The organism is uncultured Tenacibaculum sp. (assembly GCF_947498805.1).
GTDB lineage: Bacteria > Bacteroidota > Bacteroidia > Flavobacteriales > Flavobacteriaceae > Polaribacter.
In genome coordinates, this window is sequence record NZ_CANMLT010000011.1 from 48,491 (window position 1) to 66,569 (window position 18,079).

At 31.2% G+C, this 18,079-nt stretch carries 24 protein-coding genes; 10 read left to right on the forward strand and 14 right to left on the reverse strand.

Translation table 11 applies throughout. From position 1 onward, the window contains the following. The first annotated feature begins 15 nt into the window (after positions 1 to 15). Together Q0873_RS17400 and Q0873_RS17405 are read left to right on the forward strand one after the other, a co-directional pair. A complete protein-coding gene (locus tag Q0873_RS17400; RefSeq protein ID WP_299109856.1) occupies positions 16 to 1,305 on the forward strand; it encodes an APC family permease in 1,290 nt (429 codons plus the stop codon). Then, complete coding sequence (locus Q0873_RS17405) at positions 1,305 to 2,165, forward strand: YihY/virulence factor BrkB family protein (protein WP_299109859.1); 861 nt, start codon at positions 1,305 to 1,307, stop codon at positions 2,163 to 2,165. Before Q0873_RS17400 ends, Q0873_RS17405 begins: the two co-directional genes overlap by 1 nt. Positions 2,166 to 2,172: 7 nt before the next feature. Here Q0873_RS17405 and Q0873_RS17410 read toward each other — a convergent pair whose 3' ends face one another. Further along, positions 2,173 to 2,598 carry a DUF3995 domain-containing protein gene (locus Q0873_RS17410; protein ID WP_299109862.1) on the reverse strand — a complete coding sequence of 142 codons (426 nt, stop codon included), beginning with the start codon at positions 2,596 to 2,598 and terminating at the stop codon, positions 2,173 to 2,175. Positions 2,599 to 2,646: 48 nt separating this feature from the next. Between Q0873_RS17410 and hutI the strand changes: the two genes are divergently transcribed. The 4 genes from hutI to Q0873_RS17430 all read left to right on the forward strand — a co-directional run bounded on the left by hutI (position 2,647) and on the right by Q0873_RS17430 (position 6,032). Then, positions 2,647 to 3,879 (forward strand): imidazolonepropionase, encoded by a 1,233-nt coding sequence (gene hutI, locus Q0873_RS17415; protein ID WP_299109864.1) that lies wholly within the window; start codon positions 2,647 to 2,649, stop codon positions 3,877 to 3,879. 1 nt (position 3,880) lies between these two features. Next, positions 3,881 to 4,876: a formimidoylglutamase gene (locus tag Q0873_RS17420; RefSeq protein WP_299109866.1), complete on the forward strand. Its 996-nt coding sequence runs from the start codon at positions 3,881 to 3,883 to the stop codon at positions 4,874 to 4,876. Between the two features lie 82 nt (positions 4,877 to 4,958). Beyond that, the gene (locus tag Q0873_RS17425; protein ID WP_299109869.1) at positions 4,959 to 5,237 is read left to right on the forward strand and encodes a putative quinol monooxygenase; all 279 of its coding nucleotides are present in this window, start codon (positions 4,959 to 4,961) and stop codon (positions 5,235 to 5,237) included. Positions 5,238 to 5,240: 3 nt separating this feature from the next. Then, the gene (locus Q0873_RS17430) at positions 5,241 to 6,032 is read left to right on the forward strand and encodes a helix-turn-helix transcriptional regulator (RefSeq protein ID WP_299109871.1); all 792 of its coding nucleotides are present in this window, start codon (positions 5,241 to 5,243) and stop codon (positions 6,030 to 6,032) included. 18 nt (positions 6,033 to 6,050) lie between these two features. Here Q0873_RS17430 and Q0873_RS17435 read toward each other — a convergent pair whose 3' ends face one another. Genes Q0873_RS17435 through Q0873_RS17475 form a run of 9 tightly spaced genes read right to left on the reverse strand, consistent with a single transcriptional unit; the run spans position 6,051 to position 11,395 of the window. Next, entirely contained in the window at positions 6,051 to 6,806 is a 756-nt protein-coding gene (locus Q0873_RS17435; RefSeq protein WP_299109873.1) for a LytTR family DNA-binding domain-containing protein, read from the reverse strand. A gap of 28 nt (positions 6,807 to 6,834) precedes the next feature. Beyond that, a complete protein-coding gene (locus Q0873_RS17440) occupies positions 6,835 to 7,962 on the reverse strand; it encodes an amidohydrolase family protein (protein ID WP_299109875.1) in 1,128 nt (375 codons plus the stop codon). Positions 7,963 to 7,979: 17 nt separating this feature from the next. Further along, a complete protein-coding gene (locus tag Q0873_RS17445; protein ID WP_299109878.1) occupies positions 7,980 to 8,300 on the reverse strand; it encodes a 2TM domain-containing protein in 321 nt (106 codons plus the stop codon). Positions 8,301 to 8,331: 31 nt separating this feature from the next. Then, a complete protein-coding gene (locus Q0873_RS17450) occupies positions 8,332 to 8,652 on the reverse strand; it encodes a 2TM domain-containing protein (RefSeq protein WP_299109881.1) in 321 nt (106 codons plus the stop codon). Positions 8,653 to 8,655: 3 nt separating this feature from the next. Beyond that, positions 8,656 to 9,003 (reverse strand): 2TM domain-containing protein, encoded by a 348-nt coding sequence (locus Q0873_RS17455; RefSeq protein WP_299109884.1) that lies wholly within the window; start codon positions 9,001 to 9,003, stop codon positions 8,656 to 8,658. 4 nt (positions 9,004 to 9,007) lie between these two features. After that, positions 9,008 to 9,295, reverse strand: coding sequence for a 2TM domain-containing protein (locus Q0873_RS17460; RefSeq protein WP_299109887.1), 288 nt, complete (start codon positions 9,293 to 9,295; stop codon positions 9,008 to 9,010). Position 9,296: 1 nt separating this feature from the next. Next, a complete protein-coding gene (locus Q0873_RS17465; protein WP_299109890.1) occupies positions 9,297 to 9,593 on the reverse strand; it encodes a 2TM domain-containing protein in 297 nt (98 codons plus the stop codon). Between the two features lies 1 nt (position 9,594). Then, positions 9,595 to 10,956 carry a 2TM domain-containing protein gene (locus tag Q0873_RS17470; RefSeq protein WP_299109893.1) on the reverse strand — a complete coding sequence of 454 codons (1,362 nt, stop codon included), beginning with the start codon at positions 10,954 to 10,956 and terminating at the stop codon, positions 9,595 to 9,597. A gap of 22 nt (positions 10,957 to 10,978) precedes the next feature. Beyond that, on the reverse strand, positions 10,979 to 11,395 hold the full coding sequence (locus Q0873_RS17475; RefSeq protein ID WP_299109896.1) for a DUF2141 domain-containing protein: 417 nt from the start codon (positions 11,393 to 11,395) through the stop codon (positions 10,979 to 10,981). Positions 11,396 to 11,557: 162 nt separating this feature from the next. On the opposite strand from Q0873_RS17475, the gene Q0873_RS17480 reads away from it, so the two are divergent. Continuing rightward, positions 11,558 to 12,052, forward strand: coding sequence for an RNA polymerase sigma factor (locus Q0873_RS17480; protein ID WP_299109899.1), 495 nt, complete (start codon positions 11,558 to 11,560; stop codon positions 12,050 to 12,052). After that, positions 12,053 to 12,709, forward strand: coding sequence for a hypothetical protein (locus tag Q0873_RS17485; protein ID WP_299109902.1), 657 nt, complete (start codon positions 12,053 to 12,055; stop codon positions 12,707 to 12,709). A gap of 32 nt (positions 12,710 to 12,741) precedes the next feature. On the opposite strand, the gene Q0873_RS17490 is transcribed toward Q0873_RS17485, so the two are convergent. After that, a complete protein-coding gene (locus Q0873_RS17490; RefSeq protein ID WP_299109905.1) occupies positions 12,742 to 13,764 on the reverse strand; it encodes a GntG family PLP-dependent aldolase in 1,023 nt (340 codons plus the stop codon). Between the two features lie 34 nt (positions 13,765 to 13,798). Here Q0873_RS17490 and prfB point away from each other — a divergent pair, with 34 nt between their 5' ends. Beyond that, positions 13,799 to 14,899 carry a peptide chain release factor 2 gene (gene prfB / locus Q0873_RS17495; RefSeq protein WP_299109908.1) on the forward strand — a complete coding sequence of 367 codons (1,101 nt, stop codon included), beginning with the start codon at positions 13,799 to 13,801 and terminating at the stop codon, positions 14,897 to 14,899. 12 nt (positions 14,900 to 14,911) lie between these two features. After that, complete coding sequence (arsC, locus tag Q0873_RS17500; RefSeq protein ID WP_299109911.1) at positions 14,912 to 15,253, forward strand: arsenate reductase (glutaredoxin); 342 nt, start codon at positions 14,912 to 14,914, stop codon at positions 15,251 to 15,253. Between the two features lie 39 nt (positions 15,254 to 15,292). On the opposite strand, the gene Q0873_RS17505 is transcribed toward arsC, so the two are convergent. From Q0873_RS17505 to Q0873_RS17515, 3 genes are read right to left on the reverse strand one after another with little or no spacing between them, the layout of a single operon-like run. Continuing rightward, complete coding sequence (locus Q0873_RS17505; protein ID WP_299109914.1) at positions 15,293 to 16,237, reverse strand: UDP-glucuronic acid decarboxylase family protein; 945 nt, start codon at positions 16,235 to 16,237, stop codon at positions 15,293 to 15,295. Continuing rightward, the gene (locus Q0873_RS17510; RefSeq protein ID WP_299109917.1) at positions 16,238 to 17,242 is read right to left on the reverse strand and encodes a glycosyltransferase; all 1,005 of its coding nucleotides are present in this window, start codon (positions 17,240 to 17,242) and stop codon (positions 16,238 to 16,240) included. Next, positions 17,239 to 18,018, reverse strand: coding sequence for a DUF3050 domain-containing protein (locus Q0873_RS17515; RefSeq protein ID WP_299109920.1), 780 nt, complete (start codon positions 18,016 to 18,018; stop codon positions 17,239 to 17,241). The genes Q0873_RS17510 and Q0873_RS17515 overlap by 4 nt, the downstream gene beginning before the upstream one ends. Between the last annotated feature and the right edge of the window lie 61 nt (positions 18,019 to 18,079).

Sequence of the window (18,079 nt, forward strand, 5' to 3'; positions counted from 1 at the left end):
TAAACCTTACTTATAATGACTAAAAAAATTGGACTAAAAGAAGCTATTTCTATTGGAATTGGCGGAATGGTTGGTGGCGGTATCTTTGCGGTACTTGGACTAGCGGTAGCACTTGCTAAAGGTGGTACACCTGTTTCTTTTTTAATTGCTGGTTTAATAGCCTTGATAACTTCGTACAGTTACGTAAAACTATCACTTAGGTATCCAGATAGAGGTGGTACTGTAAAGTTTATCAATCAAGGATTTGGAATTACTATTTTTAGTGGAGCTATTAACAACTTATTATGGATAAGTTATATTATCATGCTTGCCTTGTATGCCTCTGCTTTTGGTTCGTATGCTCCTAACTTATATGAAATCACCAGTAATAAGGTTTTAGATACACACATATATGCTTCTGCAATTGTAATTTTAGCAACAGTAATTAATTATTATAGCATTACTGTAGTTGGAAAGATAGAATCATATGCCGTGGTGATTAAATTGGTAATTTTATTAGCCTTTGTTGGTTTTGGTTTATATGGTTTAGTTGGAAACCCGCATTTAGAACAATTATCTCCGCAACATTGGGAATCTTCGTTTAAGTTATTAACCGCTGGAATGGTCATTTTTGTTGCTTATGAAGGTTTTGAGTTAATCGCCAATGCTGCTCCAGATATTGAAAATCCCAAGAAAAATATTCCGAGAGCCTATTTTTGGTCTGTTATTTTTGTAATATTTCTATATATAATTATTGCGGCGATTACGGTTGGTTCTTTAAATTTTGCGGACATTGCTACCGCTCAGGATTATGTATTAGCAGAAGCTGCCAAACCTATGTTAGGTAAAATGGGCTTTACAATTATTACGATTGCCGCATTAATATCAACCTTCTCTGCTATCAATGCTTCTTTGTATGGAGGTAGTAGAGTGAACTATGAAATTGCAGAAGATGATGAACTTCCGAAGCAATTTACCTGTCAATTATGGAATCAACCTATTGGATTATTTATCACTGCTATTGTAACACTTGTTTTAGTAAACACTTTACAGTTAGAAAGTATTTCTACGGCAGGAAGTGTTGGCTTTTTATTGATTTTTTCTATTGTTAATTTTGTCGGATTCAAACTTGCCAAAGATACTGGAAGTAATAAACTCATTCCTTTAATAGGAGCCATACTATGCTTCTTTGCTATGTTAGCTTTATTAATACAGCATTACTCAGTAAGTAAAACAGACGTTTTTATTGCTATTGGAATTATTGTGTTTAGTTTTGTAATTGAATTCGTTTATAAAAAATTAGAAGATCGAAAAAAAACGTCCTAATGATTCAATTTATCAAAGAAGTATTTTCGCATTTCTTTAATAGTAATACTTTTCAAAAAGGAGCCTCTTTAGCATATTATGCAGTGTTTTCCTTATTACCCATTATCATTATCATCACCTCTCTTTTAGGGGTATTCTTTGGTGAGCAAGCCGTTTCAGGAGAAATATACCATCAACTTAAAGATACTTTAGGTAGTGACGCAGCCAATCAAATACAAAACATTATTAAAAATCAACACACGCAACATAATAATGTGCTAACTACGAGTATAGGGTTTCTTACGCTAGCACTTAGTGCCTCTGGAATGTTTATTCAAATTCATAATGCTTTCAATAGCATTTGGAATATAAAAGCCAAACCCAAAAGTAGTATTCTAAGCTATTTCACCAAACACCTTGCTTCATTTATTTTATTAATCGTTCTTTTCTTTATAATACTTATTAGTACTACAATTAATACTTTTTTAGTTGGTTTAACTCACAAAGGACATTATCAATTGGAGTTTTCATATATCTATGAGCATACCTTATCGTTTATTGTATTCAGTCTAGTATTTGGAATGATGTTTAAGTTTCTAGGCGATGCAAAAGTACATTGGAAAGCTTCCTTGTTTGGAGGTTTATTTACAGCATTTTTGTTTATGATTGGAAAAGTTGCTATTGGACTTTATATAGGAAAAAGTCATATTTCTTCTACCTTTGGTTCCGCTAGTGTATTAGCTCTTATCATGCTTTGGGTATATTATACTTCTCAAATCATTTTTTTAGGAGCTTCGTTTGTCTACACACTCAGTGCAAAACTAGGTTGTCAAATTTTACCAAATGACAACGCAGTAAAAATTGAAAACGTTGAAGTCTAATAAATTTCTAAAGTGTAGAAAGTAATAGTCCAACAATTCCTAAAAACAAACATAACGGAGAAAAATACTGAGTATCGTTCTTTGCAAATCGGGTATCTCTAATTCTTTTAAAAAAACCGACGTACTTAAACTCACCGATTGCTCTTATAATGAATATACTGGCTATGATATAAATTCCATAAATCTGTAACCAATTTGGAAAAACAGTTAGACTAACCAATCCCACTTTTTCTGTGTATATAATTGCAAAAACCATCATTACCAGAGCAACTAATAAAGTAGCTATCATTGGTGGACTCAATACCTTTTGGTCTTTGCTTTTTGTTGGTAAAACATCGGCTACTCCCCATTTTCCACCAAATGCCCAATAAAAATGAATCCCCGAAATAAAAAAGAGAATTAAAACACTAATCACCCCTAAAAAATAAATCATAATTGTAGTTTTTAATGTAAGTTTGTCTTACAAAACTAAGAACAACACATGACAACTTTATTGATAAATATCAAGGAATTAATACAAGTTAGAGAAAACAATATTAAAAAGGTATCTGGAGCTGATATGAAAGTTTTACCAACGATCAAAAATGCTTTTTTACTTTTAGAAGATGATACAATTATTGACTATGGAAGTATGGAGAATGTGCCTTCTTCGGCAGATACTACCATTGATTGTACTGGTAAAATGATCTTACCTACTTGGTGTGATTCTCATACGCATATTGTTTATGCCGGAAACCGTGAACAAGAATTTGTTGATAGAATTAACGGACTTACCTATGAAGAGATCGCTAATAAAGGAGGTGGAATTTTAAATTCCGCTAAAAAACTACAAGGAACTTCAGAAGATGATTTATACGAACAATCTTCTAAACGTTTAGAAGAAGTAATGCAGTTAGGTACCGGAGCTGTTGAAATTAAATCAGGATACGGACTTACGGTAGAAGCTGAATTAAAAATGCTTCGTGTTATTAAGAAGTTAAGAGAAAACTATAAGCTCCCTATTAAAGCTACCTTTTTAGGAGCTCATGCTTTTCCTACGGAATATAAAAACAACAAAGAAGGTTATATTGATTTAATCATTAACGAAATGCTACCTAAAATTGCTGAAGAAAATTTAGCTGAATTTATCGATGCATTTTGTGAAACAGGATATTTCTCTGTAGAGGACACAGATAAAATCTTAGAGGCTGGTAAAAGATATGGATTAACACCGAAGGTACATGTGAATCAATTTACCACTATTGGAGGTGTACAAGTGAGTGTAAAGCATGATGCATTATCTGTTGACCATTTAGAAGTAATGAACGCAGAAGATATTGAAACTTTAAAAGGAACGAAAACCATGCCAGTAGCATTACCATCTTGCTCATACTTTTTAAGTATCCCTTATACTCCTGCAAGAGAGATTATGAACGCAGGTTTACCTTTAGCATTGGCTACAGATTTTAACCCTGGCTCTACGCCATCTGGCAACATGAATTTTGTAGTTGCCACGGCTTGTATTAAAATGAAAATGACTCCTGAAGAAGCTATCAATGCTGCTACTATTAACGGAGCTTATGCCATGAATCTTTCTGAAGAAGTTGGAAGTATAACTAAAGGAAAAAAGGCGAATTTTATTCTTACCAAAGAGATTTTAAGCTATGGAGCTATTCCATATAATTTTGGTTCTGTATTGATTGATTCAGTTTTCATTAACGGAAAAGCGATTTAATATGTTACGTATTTTTTCTAAGGCAGAAATTCAAGCATTTGTAAGTCCAAGAGAAGGAGAAATAAAATTAGGTGAAATAGTACAAACCATTTCTAGTCTTGATGAGTTGAATAATACCTCAGCTAACTATATTATACTTGGTGTTCCTGAAGATATTGGTGTAAAAATGAATTACGGAAATGGAGGTGCACAAACAGCTTTTACTCCTGCTTTAAAATCTTTTTTAAACACACAACAAAATCAATTTATCGACGGAAAGGATATTCTGATACTTGGTTATCTAGATTATGCTGAAGAGGTTGCTAAATTTGATGGATCTGATCGTGAAAAAGGTGATTATTTAGTAAAAGCTATTGATAAAAAGCTATCTGAAGTTATCAAAGTCATTGTAGCATCTGGTAAAGTTCCAATAATTATAGGCGGAGGACACAACAATGCTTATGGAAATTTAAAAGGACTTTCTGAAGGAAAAAATCAACCTATAAATGTAATTAACTTAGATGCTCATACAGATTTACGTCGTTTAGAAGAGCGTCATAGTGGTAATGGTTTTTCTTATGCCATTAAACATACATACGTTGATAAATATTTTATGTTTGGTTTACATGAAAACTATACGCCACAATACATTTTTGATGAGATTCATAGTAATATAAATATCGATTATAATTTATATGAGGAATTGGAAGTTTATAAAACAACTTCTTTTGAAAACGAACTACAACGTTCAGAAAATTTTATTCAAGAAAAACCTTTCGGTATTGAAATCGATTTAGATTGTATTCAACATTTTCCTAGCAGTGCGATGACACCAAGTGGTTTTCAACCTCAACAAGCACGTAGGTTTGTTTACTTTCTTGGAAAAAACAACAATGCTTCTTATTTACATATTTGTGAAGGTGCTCCAGCAGTAATGAAAGATGCAATTGCTAATGGACAAGTAGGAAAGTTTATTTCTTATTTAATTTCTGATTTTATAAAAGCTAAAAACTCTTAGATAAACTAAAAGAGAATGTCGTTTTTTTACAATTAAAGCTTCTTTTATCAAATTACTTTTGAGTCTATAAACATAAATCTATATGAAAAAAATAATTATAGCCCAATTAAGTATAAAAGAAGCGTATAAAGCGCAATTTTTAAACCTTTCTGAAGATATGGTAACAACTAGTAATTCTGAAGAAGGGTGCATTACATATCAACTACATAACGATGTATTTGACTCTAATAGTTTTTTATTTTATGAAGAATATATAAATGAGGAAGCCGTTAATCATCATAATAACTCAATTCATTTCAGTAGTTTTATTAATGCTATTACTCCCCTTTTAACCAAAGCGCCAATTATTAACATGTACTAATTAATGAGTAGAACCCACTATAAACCGTCAAAATACCTGTCTAATTATATAGATAGGTATTTTGTTTGTTCACAAAATAAAGGGCTTCCTTTAATTTTACCTGGTACTGGTTTAGAACTGCTTTTTCATTTAAAAGATTCCTTATCTATAACTAATAAAAAGTTAGGTGTTGCACATACCATTTGTCCGAGAGAAAGATTGTTATTTGATACTACTAATAATGTAAACTATATTTCTGTACGTTTTCACAGCGGCACTTTTAGACACTTTACCAATATACCACATAAATACATTGTTAATCATTACCTAACCGTTGAGGATATTTGGCGTAATGAAGGTACAGAACTTCTAAGCAGATTAAATGATTTGAGTACTATTCACAAAAAAATACAACTAATAGATGCTTTTTTATGTAAACAGTTAGTTAAAAATTTAAATCACGAACCTGTTAATTGGAATAGCGCTATTAAAAACTTATACAAAAACTACAATACGATTACTTTACATGAGCTCGCCAATCATTGTAATTTAAGCTATCGACAGTTCGAAAGAAATTTTAAACAACATTTTGGTATTACTCCTAAAAAGTTTCAACGTATCACTCGATTACAAAAAACAGTTAAGAATGTTTTATTAAGCAAGAGCAAACACTATTTACACACTGCTTTAGATTCTGGATATTACGATCAAAGTCATTTCATCAAAGAGTTCAAATATTTTTCAGGGTTAACGCCTTCAGAATATTTTGTTGCTGAAAATTTTGACAATCATTTCTATTATAAGTCCTTAAAATAGTAACGTTAATTTTCAATTCTATTGAATAAACTCCTTAAACTGTTTTACACGTTCTCTACTAACTATAATTTCTTGCTCTTTAAACGAGTTCAATTTCAATTGTAATCGTGAATTTGTATAAGAAACGATGTCATTAATCGAGTTTATATGTACTATAAAAGTTCTATTAACTCTAAAGAATTTTTCTGGGTCTAACTCATCAATCCAGTGCTCTAATGAATGGTCTATTAAATAATTCCTGTTAGCATTCGTATGAATATATGTGGCTTTATTTTCTGAATAAAAACATTCTATCTCATCAGTATGAATAATCTTAAGATGTTGACCTACTTTGATGGTAAATCGTTTTTTAAATTTTCTATCAATTGGGTTAATTAGAAGCTTACGAATTTCATCAATATCTACTCTTAAATCGGTTTGCTTAGGTTGTTGTTCTTTAAACTTATTTACTGCAACTTTCAACTCATCTTCATCAATAGGTTTCAACAAATAATCTATCGAATTTAATTTAAAGGCTTTTAAAGCATATTCATCATAAGCAGTTGTAAAAATTATAGCAGACTTCACAGGCACTTCTTCAAAAATCTCGAATGATAATCCATCTGATAATTGAATATCTAAGAAAATTAAATCAGGATGTTCGTTATTTTGAAACCAGTTAATTGCTTCTTCTACCGAATGTAACATTTCTTGCACAGGAATATCTAGTGCTGCTAACATTCTGTTTAGCCTTCTTGCTGCTGGTTTTTCATCTTCTATAATTAATACTTTCATCTATCTCTCGTTTGGTGCTACTAATATATTATTTTACTTCTTTTCCTTGTTTAAAAACTCGCTTTGTTTTAGCTATATCTTCGATGTTTTCCGTCGGATTTCCATCTACTAAAACCATATCTGCTCTATAACCTTCTTTTAAAAATCCTTTGCCTTTTAAATTAAAATGAATCGCTGGTAAAGATGTTGCCGATTTTAATACATCAACAGTAGATAAGCCTGCTTCTTTTAACAACTTCAATTCTTTATACAAATCGGTTCCGTAGTTAATATTCCCATTTGGTGGGTCGGTTCCTGCTAAAATTGGAACTCCAATTTCATGTAATCTTTTTACCTCCGCTTGCATAATTTTTACTTTTTCTAAAGCCTGCTCTTTGGTCTTTTTATAAAAAAGTTCTTGTACTTTTTGCATGGTTAAAAGTGTTGGAACTACGAAGAATTTCTCTTCTTTTAAATCGTCAAATTGTTCCTTGGTTAAGGATGTATCTTCCCATATATGTACCAATCCATCTGCCTTATTTTTTAATACTTCATGTGCATCAGCTGCTTTAGCAACATGAACGACTGCTTTTTTATTTACTTCATGAGTAGCTTCAATCAAAGCCTTAGTTGTTTCTTTATTTAATGTTGCTTTCCAAGGTTCTCTAATAATCTTTATATAATCTGCTCCTGCATTTACCCTTCCTTCAACAAAACCTTTTGCCTCTTCTGGTTTAGTTAAAGTTGGAGTTGGAAATCCATACTGAGTTCCATGCCCTTTTGGTACAGTTGCAGCACCTCCTGCACAGTAATAATCGGCGTGCTTATTTGATGTTCTAAAACCTTTCATCATAGGAATCAACGTTTCTACTGCATGCATGTCTAATAAGTTTAAAACTCCTGCCTGAGCAGCTTGTTCCAAACTTGCCGGAGCCCAAACATGCACATGCGCATTGGTTAACCCTGGTAGTAATGTTTTTCCTTTTCCATCAATTATATTTTGATGCTGTATAGGCTCATTCGCTATTTTAGAAACTTTCCCATCAGCAATTAATATTGAGACATTCTCTTTTACCTTTTCTCCATCAAATAGTCTTACATTGTTTATCACAAAACTTTCCTGTGAGAATACAAATGAGGTTATAAATAGTAGGGTATATAGTAATTTAATTTTCATCAATTTTTGTTTTTAAGTTATCTTCTTTGTTCTTCATTCATATATTCTTTAATCTTTCGCTCTTCCCAGTTTTTACCGAATAGGTTTGGTATTCCAAAAGTTCCTATTGCATGAAAAACTACTATTACTCCCCACCAAAATATAAATCGGTAATTAGAAGCATCTGTTAAAGCTTCGAAAACTGAATCTCCGTATTGAATATCCTTGTAAATTCTTCTTATTATTAAAAATCCGTTTATAGCTAAATAAACCGTTAAGTGTTTATAAAATTGTTTAATATCTTGAACTCTCTTTTGAGCTCTATTGTATCGTTCTCCTCTTAAATAATCTCGTTTCATAATTGTGTAGGTTAGTTGGTTGTTTTGTTCTTTAGTTGGACCTATTCATATATTCTTTAATCTTACGATCTTCCCAACTCTTGGTAAAAGAATTATTAAATCCGAAAACTCTAATTGTATGAATTACCAGTATAATACCCCAAATAATCCATGAAGAGGAAATTTTATAATCGTAAAATATTTCTACAATACTTTCATTATTTCCTATACCTCTTAAAATATCTTTCCAAGAAATAAGCGTGTTTATTATTAAATAAACAGCAAGGTGCCAATAGTATCCTTTTAACTCTTCTACTCTTTTTTTAGCTTGAAGGTATTTTACTTCTTCAGCATTAGGTTCAATAACTTTCATAACTTATTTTTTAGTTATTCTGTTACTTCTTTCTTCTTCCTCCTTCATTAGTTCCTCAATTTTACGCTCTTCCCAACTTTTTGTCATTACTGAAGGAAATCCGAAAACTCCTAACCAATGAAAAAATACTCCTATTCCCCATCCCATCCATGTCATATATACTCCAGGATGTGTAATTGCGTCAGAGAAACTCCTTCCATCATCATTTGTTAATCCATAAACAATCACTCCACTAATAAAAATATTTACTAAAATGTATACTGTTAAATGAACATAAAAGCCTTTTATATCGTTTACTCTTTTTTTAGCTTTTACGTATCGTTGTTCTTCTATATAGTTTTTGTGGTCCATCTTTCTATCTTTTTTCGTTCATAAATTCTTTAATCTTTTGCTCTTCCCAGTCTTTTCCAAAACCTAACTTATCAAAGCCAAAAACAGTAAGCCAATGCATTACAATGCTGAATGAAATTCCGCCTATGGCAAACCAAAACCAATGAAATTCTGGAACAAATTTTAAGTTTATAAAAATGATTACTGGAATTATAAAAATGGTTACTGCAAGATGAACATAAAATCCTTTTATCTTTTTTACCTTTTCCTTTGCCTTTATAAATCGATATTCTTCAGTTCTTCTATCCTTCATCTTACTTAAAATTATCCTTGTTCTTCATTAACTCTTTAATCTTTTTCTCTTCCCATTTTTTTCCTAAACCAAAATTCGGAAAATCAAATGCTACTAAGCCATGAATAAGCTGTGCTATAGCAATTCCTATAACTGCAAACCAAAACCAATGATATTGTGGTGAAAACAATAGATTAACTGTTACAATGATGGCTATTGAAAAAATATTTACAACTAAATGAATATAGAAAGCTTTAATTCCTTTTACCTTCTTTTTTGCTTTAATATAGCTTTGCTCTTGTTTAAAAGAATTATCCATATTACTTAAAATTATCTTTATCGTCCATTAATTCTTTTATCTTTCGTTCTTCCCAATCTTTACCTAGAAACAAGCTATAATTGTGAACTTCTAATCCGTGAAATACAACTCCTATTCCCCATCCTACAATTGGAAACCAAAACCAATGGAATTGTGGTGAAAAGCGTAAGTTTATAAAAATAAACACTGGAACCATTACACAGTAAGTAGCTAAGTTTTGATAAAACTCTTTGAGTTTTTCCACACGCTCTACCGCTCTTACATAGTTACTATTTTCAAATTCTTCTGATGTTCTCATAATATTGTTAATTTTTGTAAGCAATGGTAAGCTTACAGTAAATGTCTTTTTATTGTTTATAATTTCAACAGGTAGTGAAGTAATTAAACCATACCTATCTGCAATATTTTGCAATCCTACTTTGGTACTCTTTTTACCAATTGCTTCTTTAGGGTTTACATTGTTTGAAACTTTTAAGAAACCATCTTCTTCATAAATTGAAATACGCAATGGTTTGCTTGACGATACTACATTGTGTTTTACAGCATTTTCTAACAGCAACTGTAATGATAATGGCACCATTTTTAACTCTGGGTCTATTTCTTTCGGTAATGAAAACTCTAAAGCATCTTCGAAACGCATTTGCAATAATTCCATATAGGTTTTCGCAAATTGTAGTTCTTCTGAAATTGGAACTAACTCTTTATTTCTTTGCTCTAAAACATAACGATATACTTTAGAAAGCTTAGTTGTAAATTTTTCTGCCTGATACGGATTTTCTCCAATCAAAGAGGTTAAAACATTCAAACTATTGAATAAAAAGTGTGGATCTATTTGACTCTTTAAAGTTTCAAACTTCGCTGTTTCTGTCTTAGCTACTATTTTTTGCTCGGTGGTTTCTTGATTTGTGGCTTTTTTCCATTCTAGCATAAACCCCCTTGCATGTAAAAAAGCAGAAACTCCAAACGAAAAGATAATCCAGAATAAATGAATCCATATCATTGGAAACTTGAAGAAATTATCAATGCTGTCTCCTTGAATTTTAACAAATAAAATATAATGTATTATTAAAATTGCTGGTATGGTATAAGCAATAGTAAGAATAATTCCAGTCCAAACTCGTTGGTTTGTTTGAGTTACCCAATCCCATTTTTTACTTAAAAAATCATTTAAAACACCTTGTCCAAACCCTAGTCCAAAGGAATATAAAGCAGAAACTCCAATTGATATAACAAATCCTTTTATTGTATATGGACTTCCTCCTATTAAATAAAAGAATACTCCAAATATCAATGTTATTTTAAGGGCCATTATAAACCCACTTTTTAATTCTTTAGTTGAAAAAATATCTGCTTTACTATCCATTATCGTTAAAATATTCTATGTCTTAAAATTTGATTTCTAAAGATACATCTTTATCGGTTAGTAAGAACTTTGAATCATGGTACATTGGAGGTCCCATTCTCATCACATTATTGGATGCTCCATAATCTTCCATTGGCATTCCACTCGGTTCAAAATCCATCTTGTTATTTTCATTTTTATCATGAAAACAAATAACAGCATACTCACCTAAAGGTACATTCTCAAAAACTACAGTGCTCTTACCATTCTCAATTGTTGCTTTTTTTGCTTGAATAGGCTGTTTCATATAATTCTCTTTATCATACAATGCATAGCTAACTTTCCCCTGATCTGAAGTAACATTTACAACGGTAGCTGTAATATTATATTCTTGAGCACTTACTACTTTCGCCACAAAGAATAATGTTACTATTAAAATGTGTGTTATAATTTTCATCATTTCTATTTTTTTATGGTTAATTACACTACAAATATGTTTCAGAAAGCTAGATTTTAAAACAAATTCTCACTGAACTGTATTTTTTTTAGGATGAGTTGTAACTTTTTATATTTTTGAGCTACTTATAAAGCATCAATATTAAACCAACTGTAAAAGAACTTAGTGAAAAAAGATTTAGAAAATAAGTTTTTATCTGAATTTGAAGCCAATCAAAACATTGTGCATAAGGTGTGTAGAATCTATACGACTAATCAAGATGCCCACAATGATTTGTTTCAGGAGATAACCATACAGTTGTGGAAAAATTTCAGCAAATTTAGAGGAGATGCTAAATTTAGCACATGGATGTATCGTGTTGCATTAAATACCGCTATTTCTTTATATAGAAAATCAAGTAGAACTGTTAAAACACAAGATTTTACCGATTATTCCTTTAAAATCAAAGCTGAAGAATATGATGATACAGAAGAACGACAATTGAAAGCTTTATATAAAGCTATTCGTAAGTTAAACGACATTGATAAAGCTCTTATCTTTTTGTATTTGGAAGACAAACCTTATAAAGAAATATCTGAAACCTTAGGTATTAGTGAGGTAAATGCAAGAGTAAAAATGAATAGAGCTAAAGATAAACTCAAAAAAACATTGAACCCATAAATGGATGCTTTAGACAAATACAAAAAGGCTTGGGACAATCAACCTAAAGAAGAGAATGCTATTTCTAAAATAGACATTTATAAAATGGCTCATTCTAAATCTTCCTCAATAGTTAAATGGATATTTATTGTAGGGATTTTAGAATTACTGTTTTGGGCTATTATAAACGTGATTTTTGTTGGTAACTCATATGCCGAAGTATATGAAGAACTTCACCTTAAAACTATAGTTAAACTAAGTATATACCTGCATTATATTGCAATTATCTTATTCTTAATACTATTTTACAAAAACTATAAATCTATTTCAGTTTCAGACAATACTAAAAAACTGATTAATAAAATCTTAAGAACTAGAAAAACAGTTCAGTATTATGTGTATTTTAATTTAGGCTATATGATTTTAGCTAATGTAGTTATTATGTGTGTAATTTTCTCAGATTTAGATGGGTTAATAGCGTATTATAAGAACCATGGAATTGCAGCTCCTACTGATAAAAATCAGTTATTAATTTCCCTGATCATAACTATGGTTGTTATGCTTGGTATAATGTCTCTAATTCTGTGGTTATTCTATAAAGTGGTTTATGGTTCTTTATTGAAAAAGCTTAATAAAAACTATAAAGAATTGGCTAAAATACACGACGAATCAATATAAAAAAAGAGCAGTTTAAAACTGCTCTTTTTTTATTAGTTAAAATTGACAAGCTCTTTTAACAATATTTCATGCATTTCATTTGTATAATCTAAATGTGTTACAATTCTAATTTTACCTTCTCCCATAGATATTAAAAGAATTCCTTTATCTTCCATTCTTTTAATAAACTCCATTGAATCTATACTATCATTTACATAGAATATTACAATGTTCGTTTCAATAGGTTCTATCTTTTTTACATAAGAACAGGTTTCTAATACTTTACCTATTTCCTTTGCTTTCTTATGATCTTCTGCTAAACGATCTACTTGATTGTCTAAGGCATGTATTGCAGCAGCAGCTAAAAACCCAGCTTGTCTCATTCCTCCTCCAAATAGCTTTCTAACACGTAAAGCCTGTGCTATATGTTCTTTTGTTCCTATTAAAACTGAACCAACAGGAGCTCCTAATCCTTTAGATAAACAAATAGAAATGGTATCAAACAATTTTCCGTACTGTTCTGGAGTTTCATTTTTTGCTACCAAAGCATTGAACAAACGTGCGCCATCTAAATGGTATGCTAAATTATTATCCTTTGCTACTTTTTGAATCTTTTTTAACTCTTCAAAATCCCAACATGCTCCCCCTCCTTTATTTGTAGTATTTTCAATACAAACCAATCTATTAAAAGGTACATGAATATCTGCTCTTCCAGAAACAGCTTGTTGTAATTGTGCTGCTGTAAACATTCCTCTATCCCCATCAATTAAGTGCGATGTTACTCCTGAGTTAAATGCTGCACCTCCTCCTTCATAATTGTATACATGCGCCCATTTATCACAAAACATGCGATCTCCAGGTTGTGTGTGTAATTTTATAGCCGCTTGATTGGCCATGGTACCCGATGGAAAAAATAATGCGTCTTCCATTCCAAACATATCTGCTACTTTTTCTTGCAATAAATTCACCGTAGGATCTGCCTTAAAAACATCATCTCCTACTTTAGCTTTCATCATAACATCTAGCATTTCTTTTGTTGGTTTGGTAACGGTATCGCTTATTAAGTTTATTTCCATTTCTATCTATAATTTTAAAGTGTATTTTTGCAGTATGATTACACACGAACAATTAAAAAATATTTCTGAACGAATTGGCAAGTTAAGAGGATATTTAGACATTGACAAGAAGTTAATTGAAATTACTAATGAAGAAGAAAAAACGGCTGATCCTGATTTTTGGAACAATCCGAAAGAAGCAGAAGTTTTAATGAAATCGTTGCGTTTAAAAAAGAAATGGGTAAACGATTATAACGAAGTAGTAACAATGCAAGACGACCTTGTTGTTTTATATGATTTTTATAAAGAAGGAGATGTAGATGAACAAGAAGTTACTGAACAATTTGAAAAAACAAGTACTTTTTTAGAAGATATTGAGTTTAAAAACATGCTTTCTGAGGAAGGTGATAACTTAAGCGCAGTAATTCAAATTACAGCAGGTGCAGGAGGTACGGAAAGTTGCGACTGGACCGAGATGTTAACTCGTATGTATACGATGTGGGCTGAAAAACACGGGTTTAAATTAAAAACCTTGAACTATCAAGCTGGAGATACTGCTGGAATTAAAACGGTTACGATTGAAATTGATGGAGACTATGCTTTTGGATGGTTAAAAGGAGAAAATGGTGTACATCGCTTGGTACGTATTTCACCTTTTGATAGTAACGCTAAACGTCATACTTCTTTCTCATCAGTGTATGTATATCCAGTAGCTGATGACTCTATTGAAATAGATGTAAATCCTGCTGATATTGAAATTACCACTGCTCGTTCAAGTGGAGCTGGAGGACAAAATGTAAATAAAGTAGAAACCAAAGTTCAATTATTACATAAACCAACAGGAATACAAATTCAATGTTCTAATTCACGTTCACAACATGATAACAGAGCTACAGCTTTACAGATGTTAAAGTCTCAATTATATGAAATTGAACTGCAAAAACGTTTGGCTGCTAGAGAAGAAATAGAAGCAAATAAAATGAAAAATGAATGGGGAAGTCAGATTAGAAATTATGTGATGCACCCTTATAAATTGGTTAAAGATGTTCGTACTGCACATGAAACTGGAAATGTAGATGCAGTAATGGACGGAAATATTAATCCGTTTTTAAAAGCCTATCTTATGATGATGGGACAAAAAGAAACCTCTAACTAAAAAGAAATCATCATGATTAAAATATACCATAACAACAGATGTAGTAAATCTCGTAACGGAGTTCAATTATTAGAAGAATCTGGAAAGGAGTTTGAAATTGTAAAGTATTTAGAAAATATACCTTCTAAAGAAGAACTTTCTCAAATAATTAATATGTTAGGAATTTCTCCAATCGATTTGGTAAGAAAGAACGAAAAAATCTGGAAAGAAAATTACAAAGGGAAAGAGTTATCAGATGCTGAAGTTATTACTGCAATGATAGAAAACCCAAAACTTATTGAACGTCCTATAATTATAAATGGAAATAAGGCTGTAGTTGGACGCCCAACCGAAAAAATATTAGAGATTATCTAAAACAAAAAAGCATTCAAAATTGAATGCTTTTTTTATCTTTTATATTGATTTTAACTCTTCATCAAAGTAAGTAATTACTTTCTTTAATCCTTCTTCTAAACTTACCTTCGGTTCCCAGTTATTCAATGTTTTTTTAGCTAATGAAATATCTGGTTTACGCTGCATTGGATCATCTTCGGGTAAAGGTTCAAATACAATTTTAGATGAAGAATTCGTCATTTTAATAATCTTCTCCGCTAATTCTAAAATAGAAAATTCTCCAGGGTTTCCTATGTTAATAGGTCCCGTTACAGAATCATTGGTATTCATCATACGAATCATTCCTTCAACCAAATCATCTACATACTGAAAACTTCTTGTTTGATTTCCCTTTCCATAGATAGTAATATCCTGACCTTTTAATGCCTGAACAATAAAGTTCGAAATTACTCTACCATCATTAGTATTCATTCGAGTTCCGTAGGTATTAAAAATTCTTATAATTTTAATACGAACGTCATTTTGCTTATGGTAATTTATAAATAAGGATTCTGCACAACGTTTTCCTTCATCATAACAAGATCGTAAACCAATTGGATTTACATTTCCCCAATACGTTTCTGGTTGTGGGTGTATATGTGGATCTCCATAAACTTCACTTGTGGAAGCTTGAAGAATCTTAGCATCTATTCGCTTAGCTAAACCTAGCATATTTGTTGCTCCTACAACAGAGGTCTTGATTGTTTTAATAGGATCATGTTGATAGTGAATTGGTGAAGCTGGACAAGCTAAATTGTAAACTTCATCTACCTCTGCATAATAAGGTTCAGTAATGTCGTGCCTTACAACTTCAAAATACGGATTGTCTAAAAGGTGAATTATATTTTTCTTACTTCCTGTAAAGTAATTATCTAAAGAAATTACTTCATTTCCTTCTTTTAATAATCGCTCGCATAAATGCGAACCTATAAAACCTGCTCCTCCTGTTACTAATATTCTTTTCACCTATTTAAAAAATAATTTTGGAAATTGTTCTTCTGGATTCCTATTTAATAAGCGAATGTAAAAAGTAGATTTCAAAAAAGCCAATCCATATCCAAAAAATTGAATAAATACTGCATAAATCGATAAAAAACCTACCTTGAGACTCTTATTTAATAGAGTTGAATGAATTAGTAATAATGCTAAATAGCCTCCTAATGGAACTAAAGCCACTGGAGAGTATAGAACTCCTCCTAATATTGAAGCCAATGTAAAAAACACGAATAGTGTAGGGAACCAAAAGGTTATTTTTGCGGTTGTTGGATGCCATTTGGTTAAAATAGGCCTTACCATTCCAAACTTTTTTACCTGAGTATGAAACTTTTCCCAAGAAATTCTTCTCTTATGATATACATATGCATCTGGCAAAAAACCAGTGGTAAATCCATTATTTACTATTCTCTGTGATAAGTCTGGGTCTTCTCCTGGATGTATTTTTGAAAACCCTTTCGTAGCTTCAAATGCTTCCTTTGAAATCCCCATATTAAAGCTTCGCGGTTCAAACTTTTGTACTTTAACCTTCCCTCCTCTTATACCTCCAGTTGTAAAAAAAGAAGTCATTGTATAATTGATTGCCTTTTGTAAGTCTGTAAAACTATCATGTGCTGCATCTGCACCTCCAAAACAATCAACATAGTTTTTATCTAAAAAATCATCTATGGTTGATAAATAATGGCTTGGTAAAATTACATCTGAGTCTAAAACAATAAAATAATTTCCTGCTGCCCTTTTCATTCCATAGTTTCTAGAATCTCCAGGCCCGCTATTTTCTTTGTAATAGTAACTGATGTTTATTTGAGTATTATATTTTTGAATGACTTCTTCTGATGATTCACTTGACCCATCTTCTATAATGACTACTTCATACTCCTTTTGAAAGTCTTGTTTCGTTAAACTTTCTAAAAGTTCATCAATTTCATCAGGTCTATTATACACCGGAATTATCAGTGATAATTTTATTGTGCTCATACTAAAACTTCCGTATTAATTTCTTTGGCAATACCATCCCATAGATTAATTCTCTTTTGTAACGACTCTTTTGCATAATACAATACGTCATCCCATTTTTGTTCGTCATCGCCACATAATTCTTCAATCATTTGTAATGATAAAGGTCCATGTTCATCACCATCTAACTCAATATGTCTTTTTAAATAATATGTTAACTTACTATAATCAACATTATTTTCTTCTTCTGTGTTTTTAACTATTTCTAAAAACATATCTGGTATTAAGTCTTCCCTTCCAAAGGTAAAGCATGATGCTATAATATGTGGTTGATTTGTACGTATTACATCAAACGTAAATGATACAAAATCTACAGTTTCTTTACTTATGGCAACGGTATTTAAAGCCTCTTCAATTTCCTTTCCATCATATACTTCTGAAATAAAGTTAGAAATACTTTCAATGCTAGCTCCGGTTTGCTTCATAGCATCTATATACATTTCAAAATGACTTTTTGGAACACCTAATTCATTTACATCTGTTTCTTCTCCTAGCACTATTTCATTAATAAATTGTGCTGTTTTTGCATTTGCCCTTGGAATCCAAGGTAAGGTAACACAAGTTAAACTTTGCTGTAATGATTTTAAAAGAGACATAAAATCCCATACTGCAAATACATGAGATTCCATAAAAGTTTGAACATCTTCAATACTTTTTAATGCTTCATATAACTTATGCTCTCTTAACTCTTTTCTTAAAGCTTTTAATTCGTTTTCTACAAATGAAATTCTGTTCATAAATACCTATCAATAAAAAATGCAAATCTAACGATTTGCATTTTGATTATCTTAATTTGTA

Bases quoted from the DNA above. Each gene is read 5' to 3' on its own strand.
- Q0873_RS17400 (WP_299109856.1), top strand. From the start codon at position 16: ATGACTAAAAAAATTGGACTAAAAGAAGCTATTTCTATTGGAATTGGC.
- Q0873_RS17405 (WP_299109859.1), top strand. From the start codon at position 1,305: ATGATTCAATTTATCAAAGAAGTATTTTCGCATTTCTTTAATAGTAAT.
- Q0873_RS17410 (WP_299109862.1), bottom strand. From the start codon at position 2,598: ATGATTTATTTTTTAGGGGTGATTAGTGTTTTAATTCTCTTTTTTATT.
- hutI (WP_299109864.1), top strand. From the start codon at position 2,647: ATGACAACTTTATTGATAAATATCAAGGAATTAATACAAGTTAGAGAA.
- Q0873_RS17420 (WP_299109866.1), top strand. From the start codon at position 3,881: ATGTTACGTATTTTTTCTAAGGCAGAAATTCAAGCATTTGTAAGTCCA.
- Q0873_RS17425 (WP_299109869.1), top strand. From the start codon at position 4,959: ATGAAAAAAATAATTATAGCCCAATTAAGTATAAAAGAAGCGTATAAA.
- Q0873_RS17430 (WP_299109871.1), top strand. From the start codon at position 5,241: ATGAGTAGAACCCACTATAAACCGTCAAAATACCTGTCTAATTATATA.
- Q0873_RS17435 (WP_299109873.1), bottom strand. From the start codon at position 6,806: ATGAAAGTATTAATTATAGAAGATGAAAAACCAGCAGCAAGAAGGCTA.
- Q0873_RS17440 (WP_299109875.1), bottom strand. From the start codon at position 7,962: ATGAAAATTAAATTACTATATACCCTACTATTTATAACCTCATTTGTA.
- Q0873_RS17445 (WP_299109878.1), bottom strand. From the start codon at position 8,300: ATGAAACGAGATTATTTAAGAGGAGAACGATACAATAGAGCTCAAAAG.
- Q0873_RS17450 (WP_299109881.1), bottom strand. From the start codon at position 8,652: ATGAAAGTTATTGAACCTAATGCTGAAGAAGTAAAATACCTTCAAGCT.
- Q0873_RS17455 (WP_299109884.1), bottom strand. From the start codon at position 9,003: ATGGACCACAAAAACTATATAGAAGAACAACGATACGTAAAAGCTAAA.
- Q0873_RS17460 (WP_299109887.1), bottom strand. From the start codon at position 9,295: ATGAAGGATAGAAGAACTGAAGAATATCGATTTATAAAGGCAAAGGAA.
- Q0873_RS17465 (WP_299109890.1), bottom strand. From the start codon at position 9,593: ATGGATAATTCTTTTAAACAAGAGCAAAGCTATATTAAAGCAAAAAAG.
- Q0873_RS17470 (WP_299109893.1), bottom strand. From the start codon at position 10,956: ATGGATAGTAAAGCAGATATTTTTTCAACTAAAGAATTAAAAAGTGGG.
- Q0873_RS17475 (WP_299109896.1), bottom strand. From the start codon at position 11,395: ATGATGAAAATTATAACACACATTTTAATAGTAACATTATTCTTTGTG.
- Q0873_RS17485 (WP_299109902.1), top strand. From the start codon at position 12,053: ATGGATGCTTTAGACAAATACAAAAAGGCTTGGGACAATCAACCTAAA.
- Q0873_RS17490 (WP_299109905.1), bottom strand. From the start codon at position 13,764: ATGGAAATAAACTTAATAAGCGATACCGTTACCAAACCAACAAAAGAA.
- prfB (WP_299109908.1), top strand. From the start codon at position 13,799: ATGATTACACACGAACAATTAAAAAATATTTCTGAACGAATTGGCAAG.
- arsC (WP_299109911.1), top strand. From the start codon at position 14,912: ATGATTAAAATATACCATAACAACAGATGTAGTAAATCTCGTAACGGA.
- Q0873_RS17510 (WP_299109917.1), bottom strand. From the start codon at position 17,242: ATGAGCACAATAAAATTATCACTGATAATTCCGGTGTATAATAGACCT.
- Q0873_RS17515 (WP_299109920.1), bottom strand. From the start codon at position 18,018: ATGAACAGAATTTCATTTGTAGAAAACGAATTAAAAGCTTTAAGAAAA.